The sequence below is a fragment of the Bacillus sp. COPE52 genome, assembly GCF_003355115.1.
Lineage (GTDB): Bacteria > Bacillota > Bacilli > Bacillales > Bacillaceae_G > Bacillus_A > Bacillus_A toyonensis.
Genome location: NZ_CP031292.1, coordinates 1,339,456 through 1,355,708, shown reverse-complemented (window position 1 = coordinate 1,355,708; position 16,253 = coordinate 1,339,456). Strand labels below are relative to the sequence as shown.

General features: G+C 34.5%; 17 protein-coding genes, 1 pseudogene and 1 riboswitch. Of the genes and pseudogenes, 3 read left to right on the top strand and 15 right to left on the bottom strand.

Going from position 1 to position 16,253, the window contains the following annotated elements:
- Positions 1-4: 4 nt before the first annotated feature.
- From queE to queC, 3 genes are read right to left on the bottom strand one after another with little or no spacing between them, the layout of a single operon-like run.
- Positions 5-721 carry a 7-carboxy-7-deazaguanine synthase QueE gene (queE, locus tag DPQ31_RS06790; RefSeq protein ID WP_000036310.1) on the bottom strand — a complete coding sequence of 239 codons (717 nt, stop codon included), beginning with the start codon at positions 719-721 and terminating at the stop codon, positions 5-7.
- Positions 714-1,205, bottom strand: coding sequence for a 6-carboxytetrahydropterin synthase QueD (gene queD / locus DPQ31_RS06785; RefSeq protein ID WP_000368413.1), 492 nt, complete (start codon positions 1,203-1,205; stop codon positions 714-716). Before queD ends, queE begins: the two co-directional genes overlap by 8 nt.
- Entirely contained in the window at positions 1,205-1,867 is a 663-nt protein-coding gene (gene queC / locus DPQ31_RS06780) for a 7-cyano-7-deazaguanine synthase QueC (RefSeq protein WP_000711602.1), read from the bottom strand. The genes queD and queC overlap by 1 nt, the downstream gene beginning before the upstream one ends.
- Before the next feature lie 93 nt (positions 1,868-1,960).
- Positions 1,961-2,004, bottom strand: a riboswitch (PreQ1 riboswitch).
- A gap of 207 nt (positions 2,005-2,211) precedes the next feature.
- On the opposite strand from queC, the gene kinB reads away from it, so the two are divergent.
- Complete coding sequence (kinB, locus tag DPQ31_RS06775) at positions 2,212-3,420, top strand: sporulation sensor histidine kinase KinB (RefSeq protein WP_002038243.1); 1,209 nt, start codon at positions 2,212-2,214, stop codon at positions 3,418-3,420.
- Positions 3,421-3,431: 11 nt separating this feature from the next.
- Here kinB and DPQ31_RS29110 read toward each other — a convergent pair whose 3' ends face one another.
- The 4 genes from DPQ31_RS29110 to DPQ31_RS06760 form a co-directional block, all read right to left on the bottom strand.
- Positions 3,432-3,548 (bottom strand): DUF6254 family protein, encoded by a 117-nt coding sequence (locus DPQ31_RS29110; RefSeq protein WP_000038354.1) that lies wholly within the window; start codon positions 3,546-3,548, stop codon positions 3,432-3,434.
- Between the two features lie 100 nt (positions 3,549-3,648).
- The gene (locus DPQ31_RS06770) at positions 3,649-4,182 is read right to left on the bottom strand and encodes a DinB family protein (protein WP_000941967.1); all 534 of its coding nucleotides are present in this window, start codon (positions 4,180-4,182) and stop codon (positions 3,649-3,651) included.
- A 139-nt stretch (positions 4,183-4,321) separates the two neighbouring features.
- Positions 4,322-6,016 (bottom strand): M3 family oligoendopeptidase, encoded by a 1,695-nt coding sequence (locus tag DPQ31_RS06765; RefSeq protein ID WP_208731715.1) that lies wholly within the window; start codon positions 6,014-6,016, stop codon positions 4,322-4,324.
- Positions 6,017-6,172: 156 nt separating this feature from the next.
- Positions 6,173-6,619 (bottom strand): MarR family winged helix-turn-helix transcriptional regulator, encoded by a 447-nt coding sequence (locus DPQ31_RS06760; RefSeq protein WP_000203343.1) that lies wholly within the window; start codon positions 6,617-6,619, stop codon positions 6,173-6,175.
- A gap of 195 nt (positions 6,620-6,814) precedes the next feature.
- Here DPQ31_RS06760 and DPQ31_RS06755 point away from each other — a divergent pair, with 195 nt between their 5' ends.
- Positions 6,815-8,311 carry a DUF3149 domain-containing protein gene (locus DPQ31_RS06755; RefSeq protein WP_000865076.1) on the top strand — a complete coding sequence of 499 codons (1,497 nt, stop codon included), beginning with the start codon at positions 6,815-6,817 and terminating at the stop codon, positions 8,309-8,311.
- A gap of 29 nt (positions 8,312-8,340) precedes the next feature.
- Here the strand turns inward: DPQ31_RS06755 and DPQ31_RS06750 are convergent, their stop codons facing one another.
- On the bottom strand, positions 8,341-8,622 hold the full coding sequence (locus DPQ31_RS06750; protein WP_000495542.1) for an aspartyl-phosphate phosphatase Spo0E family protein: 282 nt from the start codon (positions 8,620-8,622) through the stop codon (positions 8,341-8,343).
- A 483-nt stretch (positions 8,623-9,105) separates the two neighbouring features.
- Between DPQ31_RS06750 and DPQ31_RS06745 the strand changes: the two genes are divergently transcribed.
- Positions 9,106-9,876 carry a divergent polysaccharide deacetylase family protein gene (locus DPQ31_RS06745; protein WP_001234113.1) on the top strand — a complete coding sequence of 257 codons (771 nt, stop codon included), beginning with the start codon at positions 9,106-9,108 and terminating at the stop codon, positions 9,874-9,876.
- A 163-nt stretch (positions 9,877-10,039) separates the two neighbouring features.
- Here DPQ31_RS06745 and cbpA read toward each other — a convergent pair whose 3' ends face one another.
- The 7 genes and pseudogenes from cbpA to phnX form a co-directional block, all read right to left on the bottom strand.
- Entirely contained in the window at positions 10,040-10,663 is a 624-nt protein-coding gene (gene cbpA, locus DPQ31_RS06740; protein WP_001264225.1) for a cyclic di-AMP binding protein CbpA, read from the bottom strand.
- 126 nt (positions 10,664-10,789) lie between these two features.
- Positions 10,790-11,419 (bottom strand): class II aldolase/adducin family protein, encoded by a 630-nt coding sequence (locus tag DPQ31_RS06735; RefSeq protein ID WP_000896003.1) that lies wholly within the window; start codon positions 11,417-11,419, stop codon positions 10,790-10,792.
- 231 nt (positions 11,420-11,650) lie between these two features.
- Positions 11,651-11,977 (bottom strand): annotated as a pseudogene (locus DPQ31_RS06730) (NEAT domain-containing leucine-rich repeat protein); the annotation flags it as partial.
- A gap of 357 nt (positions 11,978-12,334) precedes the next feature.
- On the bottom strand, positions 12,335-13,117 hold the full coding sequence (locus DPQ31_RS06725; protein WP_000117656.1) for a DeoR/GlpR family DNA-binding transcription regulator: 783 nt from the start codon (positions 13,115-13,117) through the stop codon (positions 12,335-12,337).
- Positions 13,118-13,157: 40 nt separating this feature from the next.
- Complete coding sequence (locus DPQ31_RS06720; protein ID WP_208731714.1) at positions 13,158-14,342, bottom strand: saccharopine dehydrogenase family protein; 1,185 nt, start codon at positions 14,340-14,342, stop codon at positions 13,158-13,160.
- Positions 14,339-15,433, bottom strand: a complete 1,095-nt coding sequence (gene phnW / locus DPQ31_RS06715; RefSeq protein WP_208731713.1) for a 2-aminoethylphosphonate--pyruvate transaminase — start codon at positions 15,431-15,433, stop codon at positions 14,339-14,341. Before phnW ends, DPQ31_RS06720 begins: the two co-directional genes overlap by 4 nt.
- A gap of 15 nt (positions 15,434-15,448) precedes the next feature.
- A complete protein-coding gene (phnX, locus tag DPQ31_RS06710) occupies positions 15,449-16,243 on the bottom strand; it encodes a phosphonoacetaldehyde hydrolase (RefSeq protein ID WP_087970680.1) in 795 nt (264 codons plus the stop codon).
- Positions 16,244-16,253: the final 10 nt, after the last annotated feature.

Genomic DNA, 16,253 nt, shown 5'->3' with positions numbered 1-16,253 from the left:
CTCTTTATACGCCTCGTTTATTTCCCCATACTAACGCATGAAGCTGCGGCAATACTTTCGCATCATTCATTTTTTTACAATTAACAGCTTTTTCAATAAGCCACTCATACTTATCTAATAATTTTTTAATAAGCATTGCATCATCCACTGTTTTCGTATCATCGTTCCCTACTTGTAAGAAAAATGGTACAGATGGATAACGTTCGTGCATCTTAACTGCATATTCAAAGTCGCGATCATCGAATACTACTACTTTTAAACTAATATCTTTTCCTGCTAGTTTCTGAATTACAGCATCTAACTTTTGATAATCTGTTTTCATTCCCGAACTTGGTGGTTTTGGCGAAATGGTTATCTCATCAATTTGAAGTAACCAATCTTGCCATTTACTCCCTTGTGTTTCTATCGCCGTTCGCATCCCATTCTCTTTTAATATAGAAAGAAGCGACTCAATATTTTTCAATAAAACAGGATTCCCACCCGAAATCGTAACATGAGAGAAATTTTCTCCTCCAATTTCAACAAGCTCATTCCAAATGTCTTCCGCTGGCATTTGTCTAATTTGATCTTTTGCCGATCCATCCCATGTAAAAGCAGAATCACACCAAGAACAGCTATAGTCACAGCCAGCAGTTCGAATAAACATAGTCTTTTGCCCGACAACCATGCCTTCTCCTTGAATAGTCGGACCGAATATTTCTAAGACAGGGATTTTACTCATCGAGCATCCACTCCCGTCTTACTTCCGCATAACTAGTTGGCGTCTCAAATAGACGAACAAATTCAACACGAGCTCCTTTATATTCGTTCACACGATTATCTTTCGTTAATGCTTCTGCCATTTTTTCATAAATCCAAACGACCATATTCTCAGCAGTCGTATTCATCGCTGGTAATGTTTCGTTTAAATAACGATGATCTAAATATATTTCAATTTCGTTTTTCCAAATTTCTTTTATATCTCCAAAGTCAATTGCAAGGCCTATTTCATTTACATATCCACTAATCCCAAATACAACTTTATATGTGTGACCATGTAAGTTTTTACATTTCCCTTCATAACAGTGTAAATGGTGTGCTGCATCAAATGTAAATTCCTTGCTGACCATTACTCTTTTATTATGATATTTGAGTTGTTTACGTTGAATATCCTTGTCCATTTTTTGCAAATTTTCTACGATGCGAAATCCAAAGAAATTATCCATTAGTTGTTCGCTCCTTCGCGTTCTTGTAAGTACGTATCTAATCCTGCTTTACGAAGTTGACATGCTGGACATTCACCGCAACCATCACCAATGATTCCGTTATAACATGTTAATGTTTTTTCTCTAACAAACTCGAATGCGCCAAGTTCATCAGATAATTTCCACGTGTCTGCTTTATCAATCCACATAAGTGGTGTATGAATGACAAATGGATAATCCATAGATAAATTTAATGTAACGTTTAACGATTTCACAAACACGTCACGGCAATCTGGGTAACCACTAAAATCAGTTTCACATACACCCGTTACAATATGACGTGCCTCAACTTGTTTTGCTAATACAGCAGCAAATGATAAGAATAGTAAATTTCGTCCATCTACAAATGTCGATGGCAATTCACCTTCTTCATGTGTAATCTCCATATCCGTTCTCGTTAACGCATTTGGAGCAAGTTGATTTAATAGACTCATATCTAGTACCGTATGTTTAATTCCTAGCTCTTTCGCAATTTCCACTGCACAATCAATTTCTAATTTATGACGTTGATTGTAATTAAACGTTACAGCTTCTACTTCTGCAAACTGCTCTATTGCCCAAAATAAACATGTTGTACTATCTTGTCCACCACTAAAAACAACAACTGCTTTTTCTTTTTTCATTTCACTCATTCTCCTTCTCTACTACGAATAAGAAGAAAGAACGTTCTTGAACTGTCACAATAAAAAAACAAAACAATACCTAAGGATATTGTTGTTTCCATAGTTTTTTATAGAGGGAGTTCGCGAACCTCTCCCATGCGATGCATGGAATTTCTTCTTTCATTGACAAAACATATTGTAACATATTGTATACTACCAGAAAAAATTTCTGATTTTTCCGCTATTTTATATTCCATTTCTTTCATTTTATAGTATGATTAGTTTACTATTCGGAGAGAGGAGGCATCCCACTGAAACACTTTATTATTTACCTCTTTTTAAATATTTTATCTATTCTCGTTACAATGCTTATTTATCACTTATTTTGGAATCAAAAAGGGAAACGGTCTCCTAAATTAAATTCAGCTATATTTATTGTGCTGTGTTGCCTCGCTACAATACTATGTATCACTTTTGCAGCAAAAACAAATAATGGTTTTCAATTTGATATGCGTCATATCGTATTAATTGTCGGTACATTGACAGGAGGACCTATTGCTGGTGGTTCTATTTTAGCTGTATTAAACATATATCGCTTCTTATTAGGAGGAATAGGTGTTTTCCCATCCCTTATCGCTTCTATTGTTCTATTTATTGTTCTACTATTAACGTACAAATTTTTCAATCGAACTTCTAATCGTATAAAAATAGCACTTGCTATTATTTACAGTCTCACATATGGATTTAGCTGGATACCCTTCTTCCTTTCAGAAGTTACAAATAAGGTAGATTATATACCCCATATTATTGTGTATGAGTTATGTACGATGCTTGGTACGATCCTTATTTTATATTTACTACACATATTACAAACTCAGGTTCGTCTCCAAAATGAGCTTATGAACGCTGAGAAATTTCATTTAATTGGTGAAATGGCAGCTTCCATCTCGCACGAAATTCGCAATCCTTTAACTTCAACGAAAGGATTTTTACAACTATTGCAGTCTGATACATGTACCGAGCAAGAACGGAAATTATATATCGATATAGCCATTAATGGTATCGAGCAAGCAAATCATGTTCTCACAGACTATTTAACCTTTGCAAAACCGAGTATTGAAAAAGAACAAACACTACAACTCGAGGAAGAATTACTGCATGCACTATCTTTAATTACACCACTTGCCAATTTAACAAATGTCCGTACTCATTACATAAAGCAAAGTACTTCTTTCTTTATCGCTGGAGAGAAGCAAAAACTAAACCAATGCTTATTAAATATTTTAAAAAACTGCATTGAAGCTATGCCAAAAGGTGGCGATCTTTATTTCACATTAGTTCCTGATCATAAGCATATCCAGCTATATATAAAAGATACAGGAGTTGGCATGGATCAAGAGCAGGTGAAGCGCCTCGGTTCTCCTTTCTATTCAACGAAAGAAAAAGGGACTGGTCTTGGAATGATGGTTGTATTCAGTGTTGTTCAAGCTATGAATGGAAAAATTGATATTATAAGTGAAAAAGGAATCGGTACAACCTTCTTATTAACCTTTCCACTCATACAAAAAACGTGATGAAATAATCATCACGTTTTTTCTGTTCCTTCAACTAATTCAGCAAAAGCTTTCACTTTTCCATGTGGTTTTTGATTCTCTTTACGTGCTTTCCAAGCACGCTCTTCTTCTCTCTTTTTCTTGGACATACTTTTCAACTCCTTCTTTTCTTTCTCCATGTAGTATTCCAAAGTAAGAAAGAAAACTATGCATGTATCAAAAAAGAAGTGGTTTCCCACTTCTTCCACTTTATCGCTGCAAAATTGCGTATTTCGCCTCTTTTAACTGTGTAAGATGTCTTTGTTCATGTAAATCAAGAAATTGAACCCACTGATACAAATTCAAATCATTAAAAACAGGATGCTTTAATCCATTTTCAACTAATTCTTTTTCATCTATGATACTATGAAGCGCATGTAATAGTTCTTGTCGTGAATGTTCTAGCAATTGAATTCCTTGCTGTTTTTTCATTAAAGTTTCTGTTGGTTGCATTTGCTGAGGAGCTTCTCTTTTATGTGTGCGATCAAGCGTAAGTTGGAGGTCTTTAAATGGAGTCGCATTTCTTTCATTTTTGTGTAGAGCATATACAAGGGCAGATGTGACAGATTGTTCAACTAAATGTAAGTGATGTAAAATTTGAATAATACTCCATTTATCACGGCGTGGCTTTACATTCACTTCTGTATCATTTAACATTTCAATTTCTGATAATAGCGTGCTTCGGGTAGACTGCAATGAGTTCACCAAACTTTCTAAACTCACATCCATATTAGATTGAAGCATACTTCTTTCCCCCCTTTTTGTTGGTGAAAAGAGGTGCTCCTTATTAGAAACACCTCTTTAGTATTCTGAATTTTCTTTTATTATCTCATCATTTTCCCATTATGTCGATGTTAAACATGTGAAAAAAAGCGCATGTTTTTTACAATTTTGTGTCGTCAATTGCATGTAACCATGCTTCAATTTCTGTAATGACACTTTTCACACAACCTTCAGCAAATGGTGATGTTAAATTTGCCACTTCTACTAATTCTAAGAATGATTTACTTCCACCTTGTTGGCAAAGGTTCACATAATCTTCCCACGCCTCTTGTCTATTATCTCTTGCACGCTTCCAAAATTGCAGTGCACAAATTTGAGCTAACGTGTAGTCAATATAGTAGAACGGCGAGCTATAAATATGTCCCTGACGTTGCCAGAAGCCACCGCGCTCTAAATAATCATTATCTTCATAATCACGATGCGGTAAATATTTCTTCTCTATGTTACGCCATGCTGTCTTACGCTCTGCTGGTGATGCTTCTGGATTTTCATATACATAATGTTGGTATTCGTCGACAGATACACCATATGGTAAAAATAGAAGTGCTGAACTTAAGTGTGAGAAATAATATTTATCTGCATCTTCTTCAAAGAATAGTTTCATCCATGGCCATGTAAAGAATTCCATACTCATAGAATGAATCTCACACGCTTCATATGTTGGCCAATTATATTCTGGAATTTCAAATTTACGACTTTCATATACTTGGAAAGCATGACCAGCTTCATGTGTTAATACATCAATGTCACCAGATGTTCCATTGAAGTTTGAGAAAATAAATGGCGCTTTATAATTTTCGATATATGTACAATATCCGCCACCAGCTTTTCCTTTTTTCGCAACTAAGTCTAATAAATCATTATCTAACATGAAATTGAAAAATTCATCTGTTTCAGCTGATAACTCTTTATACATCGTTTTCCCATGATTAATAATCCAATCTGCATCTCCTTTTGGAGTTGGATTACCTGTAGCAAATTCAAAGTTTTCATCGTAATATGCTAGCTTTTCTACACCGATACGTGCTTTTTGTCTCTTTCTTAATTCCGTTGTAACTGGAACGATATAATCAAGTACTTGCTGACGATAATTCGCAACCATCTCCGCATTGTAATCTGTACGATACATTCTTGCATATCCTAGTTCAACAAAGTTTTTGAAACCTAAAGATTTCGCAATTTTCGTTCTTACTTTAACAAGCTCATCATAAATACGATCTAGTTCTTCCTCATTTCCAGCTAAAAATCCGTAGTATGCTTCACTTGCTGATTTACGTTCACTTCTTTCTTTTCCTTGCATAAATGGAATCAGTTGCGACAATGTTCTTTCTTCTCCTGCAAAGTCAATTTTTGCAGATGCTAACAACTGTGTATATTGTGAAGACAATTTATTCTCTAATTGTAAATCTTTCACGATTTCATCTGAATATGTTTTTAAATCACATTCTGCTAGAGCGAATAATTGCTTTCCGTAATAGGATTCTAATTCTTCACGAAATGGAGAACTAATTAACGCCTTATAATATTTTGTTCCATATCCTTGTACAACTGGAGAGTATTCATCAAAGAAATCTTGCTCCTCCTTATAAAAAGCATCTGTCGTATCAACAGAATGACGAATGTAACAAAGATTCCCCATTGTACCAAAATCATTACGAATTTCATTAATTGAATTGATAACTTGTTTTTGTTCTTCTACAGTTTTTGTGTTATCAAATTTCTCTAAAGCAACAGTAAATTTCTCTTTTAATTCTTCAATATTTGGCCGTTTATATTCATAGTCTTTAAATGACATGAACGAGCCTCCTCTCCATTATGTATACCTTTACTATAATTCAATACTTATTCCCAAATTCCCTCTTAGTTTTCAACAAAATTCGGCAGCTGCCATCTTACTTATATGCAAAAAAGCCTTGGATTTTTTTATCCAAAGCTCCTTTGGAACATAGTATCACTTTTCATACTTTCCAATTTTTTTCAACAGATCAAGTAATTCATCCTTTTCATCCTTCGTTAACATTTCAAAAGACTGATGTATAACTTGCTCATGACCTGGAAAAATAGAAGCAATGAAGCTCTCCCCAGACTCCGTTAATTGCGCATAAATAACACGTCTGTCATTCGGACATGGGATTCTCTTTACTAATCCCTTTTTTTCCAATTTATCTACAACATATGTAATGCTGCCACTAGCTATTAAAATACGCTCACCAATTTGCTGAAGTGGTTGACCACCTTTATGATATAGCAGTTCTAATACAGCAAATTCAGTTGGATTTAACCCGTTACTTTGTATAGATTTATTTGTAGTATCCATAACAGAACGGTGTACACGAGATAATGCAATAAATACTTTTAAAGATTGAGAAATATCTTCTCGTTCATTATTTGATGTCATACAACTTTCAACCCTTCACTTAAATTCTCAGCAATAAAAAGAAAATACAGCTTAATACTTCATGTGAGTTCCGAATGAGCATTCACTCATCCATTTCTTCTCCCCTAATATATTACGAATGATTCTTCAATAAAAACATGACAATTTTAACATAGTTTATATATAATGATAATAAAAAAAGAAGGAGTACCACATTTGAAAGTCAAATTCCAAAGCATAGTTTTATATATATTGCTTGTTATCCTACCAACGATAGTGATTGGTGCTACATTTTATTCCTATCATACGTATAAAATGAAGCAGGAAAACAAAACATCTGCTCATACGGTTCTCTTTTTATATAGAGACTATTTAGATCATCACCTTGGTGAAGCAATTTCTGCCTTAGAAATGCTTGCAAAAGTCGTAGGTACCGAAACTGGTAACATAAATGGGATTAAACAAATTGTGCATGATACAGATGGAAACGATGCGCGCTTTTCTGGTCTATATTACGTTACACCAGAAGGAATCATTACCATCGCATCAGAAAGCGAATCAAGACCTGTAGACGTCTCAGACCGCAAGTATATTCAAGACGCATTACAAACTAAGAAAACAACTGTATCATCCGTCATTACAGACCGCGTCCTTGGACATCAAGCTATTATAATCGCTTCCCCAATATTTAACAAACAGAAGGAACTCTCAGGCTTATTGTTAGCAAGTTTACGCTTTGACTACATTTCATCTTCTTTAAATGCTATTAAACCACAATACCATTTCGAAGTAACTGATAAACATGATGTAGTTTTTCTAACTGATGACAATAATGAAACAAGCGATGCGCATTCTAATATGCTCACTACCCCACTCCAAAGGTTAAATTGGAAGGTCTCTGTTTCTCCATTACCTATCCACAAGCAAACTTTATACCAATGGGTTGCAATAGAATGTATAGCTACTTTATTTTTAATGTCTATCTTATTTTTACTCGCTCAATATATGTTATTAAAACGGCAAACAAAACTGGAAAGACAACAAAATGAACTGCAAAAAATTGAATTGGTTGGAACTTTTGCAGCGAGTACAGCCCACGAAATCCGCAATCCTCTTACGGGAATTAAAGGACTCGTTGCGCTATTAAAAGAAAAATATAAAGATGAACAGGATCAGTTTTACTTTTCCATCATCGAACAAGAAATAGAGAGAATTAATGAAATTGTAAGTGAATTCCTTATTCTTGGAAAGCCAACTGCTATCATTGAACAAACATATGATGTGAGAACTATTCTAAATGAGGTAGCATTGATTATTCAATCTGAGGCGAATCTACATAACATTGTATTCCATCTACATTTGCCAGACCATCCTGTTCATATCCGTTGCTCAAAAGACCATATGAAACAAGTGGTTTTAAACATTACAAAAAATGCAATTGAAGCCATGACTTCTAGTGACACACTAACCATTGTCGTAACAGACAATGAAACACACGCACAATTGCAAATTATTGATACTGGAAAAGGTATTCCAAAACATATTCAAAAACACCTCTTTCATCCGTTCTTTACTAATAAAGATACTGGAACAGGTCTTGGACTTGTCATATGTAAACGAATTGTAGAGATGTACGATGGGCATATTTTTATTGACAGTAAAGAAAACGAAGGAACGACAGTTCATATCGAGATACCGTTACATAAAGTATAATTATCCTTATCACAAAAGGGTAATTATACTTATTTCATAAAACCCGCCACAAGCATTCGCCAAAAATTATTCGATTTTCCTTCATATCCGATTTGGAAAATAGGTACCTTTATAATGGAAAACCATTTTGGTGTTTGTTTTTCTTTATAGCGCTGGTATTGTAAAATAAGCTTGTCCAATTCTTGACTAACTTGAATTGTTTCCCTACTAGTTAACCCGCTTGTTAATCCTAGTTGAATCATTTCTTCACGCTTCATATGAATATCACGTGAAAGCTTTTCTAATGTGTACTTCCTTTTTACAGTAAACATCCATATCCCCCTTATTATTCTTCCATGCTCTCAACTTCACTATTGACCTTTTACCTGCTTAATCATATTCAAATTTGAAGAATCAGAAAATTAAACATTTTCTCCCTGTAATTTACAAATCTTTACCCTCACTTTGAGAATTATTACAAATTATTCTATCTTTGTAAATACATTCGCAATAATAGACATTTTTTTCATCTTCTTTTTTTACAAATACCAATTAAATAGCGGTTTCTCTATTTAACATATACTTTTCTTCGACATTTTTTGTTTAATTTATATAAAAACGCAAAACATAATGATGATTGATAAAGTGAAACTTTAATCAGTGGGGGGTGTTCATCCCCCACTGATTATTAGCACTCACCAATCGGGTGTTTACGAGCAGTGGATCTCCCCCTAACTTCTTTGCTCCAGCCGAATTTTGAGGTGGGAATCTTACTGCCCGCAAATAGCGGGATAAAATAGAAAGGAAATATTTATATGCGCAAATATACGATTGCATTGCTCATTTTTACTATGTTCTTACCATCCTTCTTGTTTCCGATTCAAGCCAATGCCCATACAAATAAAGTAGCTATTGTCATTGACGACTTCGGAAATAATATGAAGGGAACTGATAAAATGTTATCACTTCCCATTCCACTGACTGTTGCTGTTATGCCTTTCCTTCCTTCTACAAAAGAAGATGCAATAGCAGCCCATAAAAAAGGCCATGAAGTTATTATACATATGCCAATGGAACCTATTAAAGGTAAAAAAGAATGGCTTGGACCAAAAGCACTTACAACTGATTTAAGCGATGAAGAAATAAACAACCGACTCGAACAAGCGATTAAAGAAGTACCACATGCAATTGGAATGAATAATCATATGGGATCAAAAGTAACAGCTGACGAAAGAATTGTACGTCTTATACTTACAGCTTGTAAAAAACACGGTTTATTTTATTTAGATAGCAAAACAAACCCTAATAGTGTCGTCCCACAAATCGGAAAAGAATTAGGGGTGCCTATTATTGAAAACCAACTATTTTTTGATGATGTTTATACAGCAGGACATATTTCAAAACAAGCTCAATTACTTATCAAAAAAATTCAAGAAAAACCAATTATGGTAGCTATCGGACACGTTGGGCCTCCAGGTGAAATTACATCACGTGTTATAGAAACCTCTATTCCCAAAATTCGCGAGCATGCAGACTTTATTTTTTTATCTGATTTAGCATTATCTCCACCTGCTGTTTCAAAATAAAGTGAAACTTTAATTAGTGGGGCACTCACCACTAATTATTAGCCCTCACCAATCGGGCGTTTACGGGCGGCGGTGCTCCCAAAAATAGTGGGAGACAATTCATCACTTACACGAAAAAAAGGTACCACTCTACATATAGCAGATTGGTACCTTACCTTTTCACTTAAATATAATCTACATGACTCACTCTGAATCCTTTTTTTTCTATTTTTTCGATTAATTTCTTTAATCTTTTTTCATCTAACTCATCTGATATATTTACGATAATACGGCGAATATATTGATCACCGTTATCTAGCGTAAACAACCCACCGATATTATATGCTTTTAACAATGTCCCAAGCTCTTTAATCGTTCCCTTACAATCTTGTGTTGCAATTGTTAATATATAACCACCCGTCCGCATACCGAATGAGTCTTCAATAACATCAAATACATTGGAATGTGTTAAGATACCAACAAATTCATTATAATCATTTAGCACCGCTAAAAATGGGAGACGACGAATCACATAAAAAGCTCTGAAGAAAGAATCCTTTTCAAAAATAAATGCAGAGGAATTTTCTAACATATCTCCTGCACTTACATGCTCTAATCCGCTATTACACTTCTTTTCTAATAAATCTACTTTATAAATAATCCCCATGAATAGCTTCTCATCTTCTGCTAATACAGGGATTGCTCGAAATCCCGTTTCATTCATAATTTGTAATGCTTTTTCACCAGTATCATTTATCTTGCAATAAGTCACCTGCTGTTTTGGCAGAAAATGATATTTAACTCGCAAAATATGTTCCTCCTTACATGTCAACATGTAATCTATATATAATAAGGAGACCTATATTTTATGAGTAAAATTATTTTTAAAACGCTTTCATTTATTTATGGAATTGTAACAACATCTCAAACATTTTTATATAACAGAGCTCTTCGCACCTTTTATCATTAACAACTTTACATGATAGTTCATTAAATATTCTATACCCTCTAGCCATTTTTTCGCTTCTTCTGGCGTTTTCCCCCACACAATCATGCCGTAATTATGAACGAGAACTACTCCTCCACCTTCAATAAAATTCGGAACATTACTTTCTAACAAATCAGCAAATTTCTTTTCATCTTCTACAATTGGAATTGTCATTTCTGTTATACCTTCTTTTCCAAAAACACGTTCCACGCTACGTTTATCGAATGTTACTTCTCTTTCTTCTCCGTATAACTCTGATATTAAATGGCTATCTACAGTCTGTACTTGTAAAATACATTCCGCACTGCTTTTTTTATAAATATCCGCATGCATGAATGACTCTACCGCTGGTTTTTCCTCGTTTTCAAACACTGGCTCACACATGCAATTGACAACAATAAAATCCTCTTCTGAAAACAATCCTTTATCTCTTCCCTCGACATTCACTAAAAATGTTAATGGCTCTTTTGACGTACATAACGATAAACTAATTTTTGTACCATAAAACCAATCACGAAGTGCCAATTCAGATTTCACATCTTTTAATTCATTCCATTTCTTCAGAAAAAATAACATTTCGTCACCCCCGTCGTAATATTTATATAATGTTCGAATCCTTTCTATGTAAAAGGAGTATTTTTTGATTATTCTAAAAATTTAATTGAATTATCACATGAGAATGCTTTTTTGTCAATATGATTTCAACGCTCCTCGTAAAAATAGGCTACTCACATACCAATCCCGCCGTCCATGTCCTACTTCATTTTACAATAAAAAATACGTTATTCTTCTAATGAAAGAATAACGTATTTTTCTCATTTGCTTTAAGTTCGTAAAGAATGACGGATCTTTTATCTTCGCATTCACAACTGTTAAAAATTTAAAATTCGGCATATATTTCAATGCACGATAATCAATAATCTCATTCGTATTTAAAAACAAGTCCTTTACTTGCAATAACTCTTCTTTCGTAATTGGTGTATTTAAATCTTTTCTATTACATACTTTTTTATTAACAAATTCTCTTAATTATTTATCTGTTATCATATTTTGGCTATCTACTTGATTCTTTGTTTCCGTATGGCATGAATTAGAGTTATCATCTGCTTTCTCTGTTTCTTTGTCGCCTAATGTTACTACTACTAGCGCCTTAATATAATTTTTTCAAAATAAAATTCCCTTATATTGATAACTGCAATATTACATGTAAAATATGTTTCTAGCGATACACAATAAAAATCCCTTTATTCAAAGGGATTTTTTACCTATCGTATGAAGAATTTCACTTTTTTCTTTCTCATTAATAAAACCAATTTTTTGTAAAATATTTGCATACAATACAAGTTTATTATATATGCGTTCTGACATATTCTCCCTTCTTTCCTTCAGCCAACTTTTTTTATATTGGTAAATTATATGAAGGAAATGAGAAAATGTGTCCACTTTTTGCATGAATGCAAACCTTTTATTTCATTACTGCTTTCACTTTATTTAACACACTGTCCATTGAATATTATGCTTCTTAACTTCTTCTTCAAAACTATATGGCATTTTCTTATCACAAATAACATGTTGAATACGAGAAAATCCTGCTATTCTATAATTCCCTTTTACACCTACTTTTGTATGGTCGCATAAAATATATGTTTTCTCAGCTAATTTCATCATCGCTTCCGACAGTTTTGCTTTTTCTAATTCAAAACTGGAAACGCCAAAACTAGGTAATAACCCATCAATCGAAACAAACGCTTTATGAAAATGAAATTGATGAATCACTTGCTGGGAAATAGATCCTGATACACGCGAATGCTTTGGGGATACTTTTCCACCAATAAATAAAACTTCACCGTGAAACATCTTTTTATTAATAGAAGAGATTAATTGTGTCGCTACTGGAAAAGAACTCGTAACAATCGTTAAATTTTTTCGATGAACAAGATATGGAACCATCTGAAGTGGTGTACTTCCGTCATCAATTGCAATGACATCACCATCTTCTACAAATGTTGCTGCTTTATAACCAATTCTTTTCTTCTCTTCTATATGTAGCATTTCTCTTTCTAACATCGGCGCCTCTATCCCGGCACCTGGAAGTTGAACAGCTCCACCATACACTTTCTTCAACTTTTTTTCACGATCTAACTCTTCTAAATATCGACGAATTGTTTCTGTTGATACAGCGAATTCTCTCGCTAATTCTGAAACCTTTACTTTTCCTTTAAACTCTACTTTTTCAAGAATAGTCCGCTTTCTTTCTTCTCCTACTACAGACATAGCTTCACCCCATTTGTATCTACCTCATAAAGTTCCTTGCTTATACAAAATTATAATTTTCTTTGTAAGTAGAAACCTCTTCATGAATATAAATGCCGCGCTTTTCTAGTTCATCAAAAACAAGTTGTGGATTTTCGAAAGCTTCTTCAGGCGTAACAACACCCATTTTATTTACATTCCCATTTGCAATTAACTCGGTAGCAATTCCAAATGGAATACCGACGTTTCTCGTATAAGCTCTTAAATTTTCCCATCCTACAATAGATCCATCAGATAACGGATGTGTATGATATAATACATGTCTCTGTTTCTCATTATTTTTCATACCTACTACTTCTACATGAAGTGCATAACCGTATACTTCCGTCTCTTGACCTTCTTTCGATTGTAATAAATACTGCGAAATACAATCCATAATGCCAATTTCTTTCCCGTTTATTTCAATTTGATCATTACGCAATATGCCGTAATCATATAAAGCACGTACGAGCTGCATATTTTTCTTTGGCCAAGTTCCTCTTGTCTCTATCAGTTTGACACCTTTATTTTCTAGTGCCTTTGCTAACGTAATCGTTTCAGAATGCGGAATGATATACTGCATTGTTTTACCATAAGGCGCTGGCAATTCAATTTCTCTTGGTCGCGCAAAAGGAGGTACTTGCTTAAATTTACCATCTTCATATACTGTACGCGATGGTAAATTTGGATCATATTCATATGTCGTTGTTTCTGTAATTGATGCAGAAAAAGCAATTGGACGATACGAACCGTGACTTACACGAACAGACTCTACAGTATCTAGCTGATTTGCTGCATGCATGGCCATCATTTGCGTTACACCTGGTGTCATACCAAATCCGGGTAAACATGTTTTTTCATTTTGAACAAATATAGCATGTGATTCATTTTCTTCACCAAATCCATTCAAATTGACACCGTGACACCCAGCTTCCGCAATACAACGAGTAGACAATCCATTTAACTTTATCGTCGTACCATCCATTACAATGTCATAGCCTTTCATTTTTGCAACTATATCCTCATGATTTGTCACATCGACTTTCACAAAATCAACACGAGGATCGTTGAGCCATTCTACTACTTTACGGCCTTCTTCTTCGTTAAAATCGGCTACTGTAATCGTCTCAAAAGATGAAAATTGAACTAAATCCAAAATCGCTTCACGACAAATTTTACCTGCTCCACCTAAGCAAAATACTTTCAACCTATAACAGCTCCTTTGGCGATACTATCAACTAAACGATTTATATCTTCCTCATGTACATCACCAATATTTCCAATACGGAACGTATCTACTTTCGAAATTTTCCCTGGATAAATTACAAATCCATACCTCTTTAACTCGTTATATAACTCCTGAAATTCAAATCCCTCTGGGTAAATAAACGATGTAATAATAGGAGATTGATATTTTTCATCTACTAATGATTCGAATCCAATTTCTTCCATTCTGTTCACCAATAATTTTTGATTGTTATAATATCGATTGCAACGTGCTCTTACTCCGCCCTCTTTTTCTAGTTCAAGCAAGGCTTGATAAAAAGCGTGTACAACATGCGTAGGTGAAGTAAAACGCCATTTCCCATTTTGCTCTTCCATCGTTTCCCATTGATCATATAAATCAAGAGATAAAGAGCGTGCTTGCCCTTTACACTTTAATAATTCATCACGATTTGCGATAACAAAACCAAATCCAGGAACACCTTGAATACATTTATTCGCACTACTAATTAAAAAATCAATTTGCAAATCAGCAATGTCTATTTCAATCCCGCCGAAACTACTCATTGCATCAACAATTGTAACCTTCTCGTATCGCTTTCCTAATTTACATACATCTACAATTGGATTAATAATACCTGTAGTTGTTTCACAATGAACTACTGCAATATGAGTAATCTCTTTATCTTCTTGCAATAACTTTTCTACTTCTGCAATATTAGTAGGTTCCCACTCTTCTGTTTGACTCACGACCACATTTATATGTAACATCTCTGCCATTTGCACAATCCTCTTACCGTATGCACCATTTGTACAAACAAGAAGCTTTCCGTTTTTAGGAACGACAGAACCAATCACTGCTTCAACTGAAAACGTACCGCTTCCTTGCATTAAAACCGTTGTATATTTCTCTTCTTCTTTCGTTGCTAACGATACAAGTTTAGCTCTTACATCTTGCACCATTGTGTTATATTCAACATCCCATGTACACCAATCGTATAGCATAACTTCTTTTACCGTTTTTGTTGTCGTCAATGGTCCTGGCGTTAATAATAAGTAGTGATTTCCATTCATGATCCTTTGCCCCTTTTATGAAATAATAAGTTCTTGTTTCTCGATATGTTCAATTACGTTCTCGAGTTCTTGCATCGTTTCAATCGTAAAATGAGCTCCGTTTTCAACGAAACGATTACGAACTATTTCCATCTTTTCATGAAGTTCTACCGGATCCATAGTTTCAACTTCCCACTCGCTTAAGCCGAGCTCGCTACTACCGAGAATTACGCCAACAGTCCACATCCCAGCATTTCTGCCCTCGTTCATATCTGACACCGTGTCTCCCACTTTTATCATATGATTCATCGGATACACACCAAGTTCCATCGCATTTTTATAGCACATCCACGGGTACGGACGACCTGCTGGAACATCATCTGGCGTCACAAGAAAATCAGGTTTATACCCTTGTAATTTTGCTTCTTTTGCAACAATATCCATCATTTCTCTCGTATAGCCAGTTGTTGAGCCAATTTTAATGCCGCTTTTACGTAATGAAGCCATCACTTCTCTTATCCCATCAATTGGCGTGGCATAGTTTGGCAGAATAGCAAAGAGAATTTCTTCAAATTCTTTATACATCTCTTGAATGTCTGCTTCTGTTGGTAATTGTCCGAAAACACGCTTCCACTCATTCGCAATACGAGGCATTTCTGTTAGTGCTCTTACATGATCTATTTTTAATAATCCCATTGGCTTACGTGCTTCTTCTGCTGTAACTTCAACACCACGTTTATGAAAAATTTTCATGAATACTTCCAGTGGTGCAAAACATCCGTAATCAACTGTCGTACCTGCCCAATCAAAAATAACTGCTTCTATTTTCATTCTATCCATC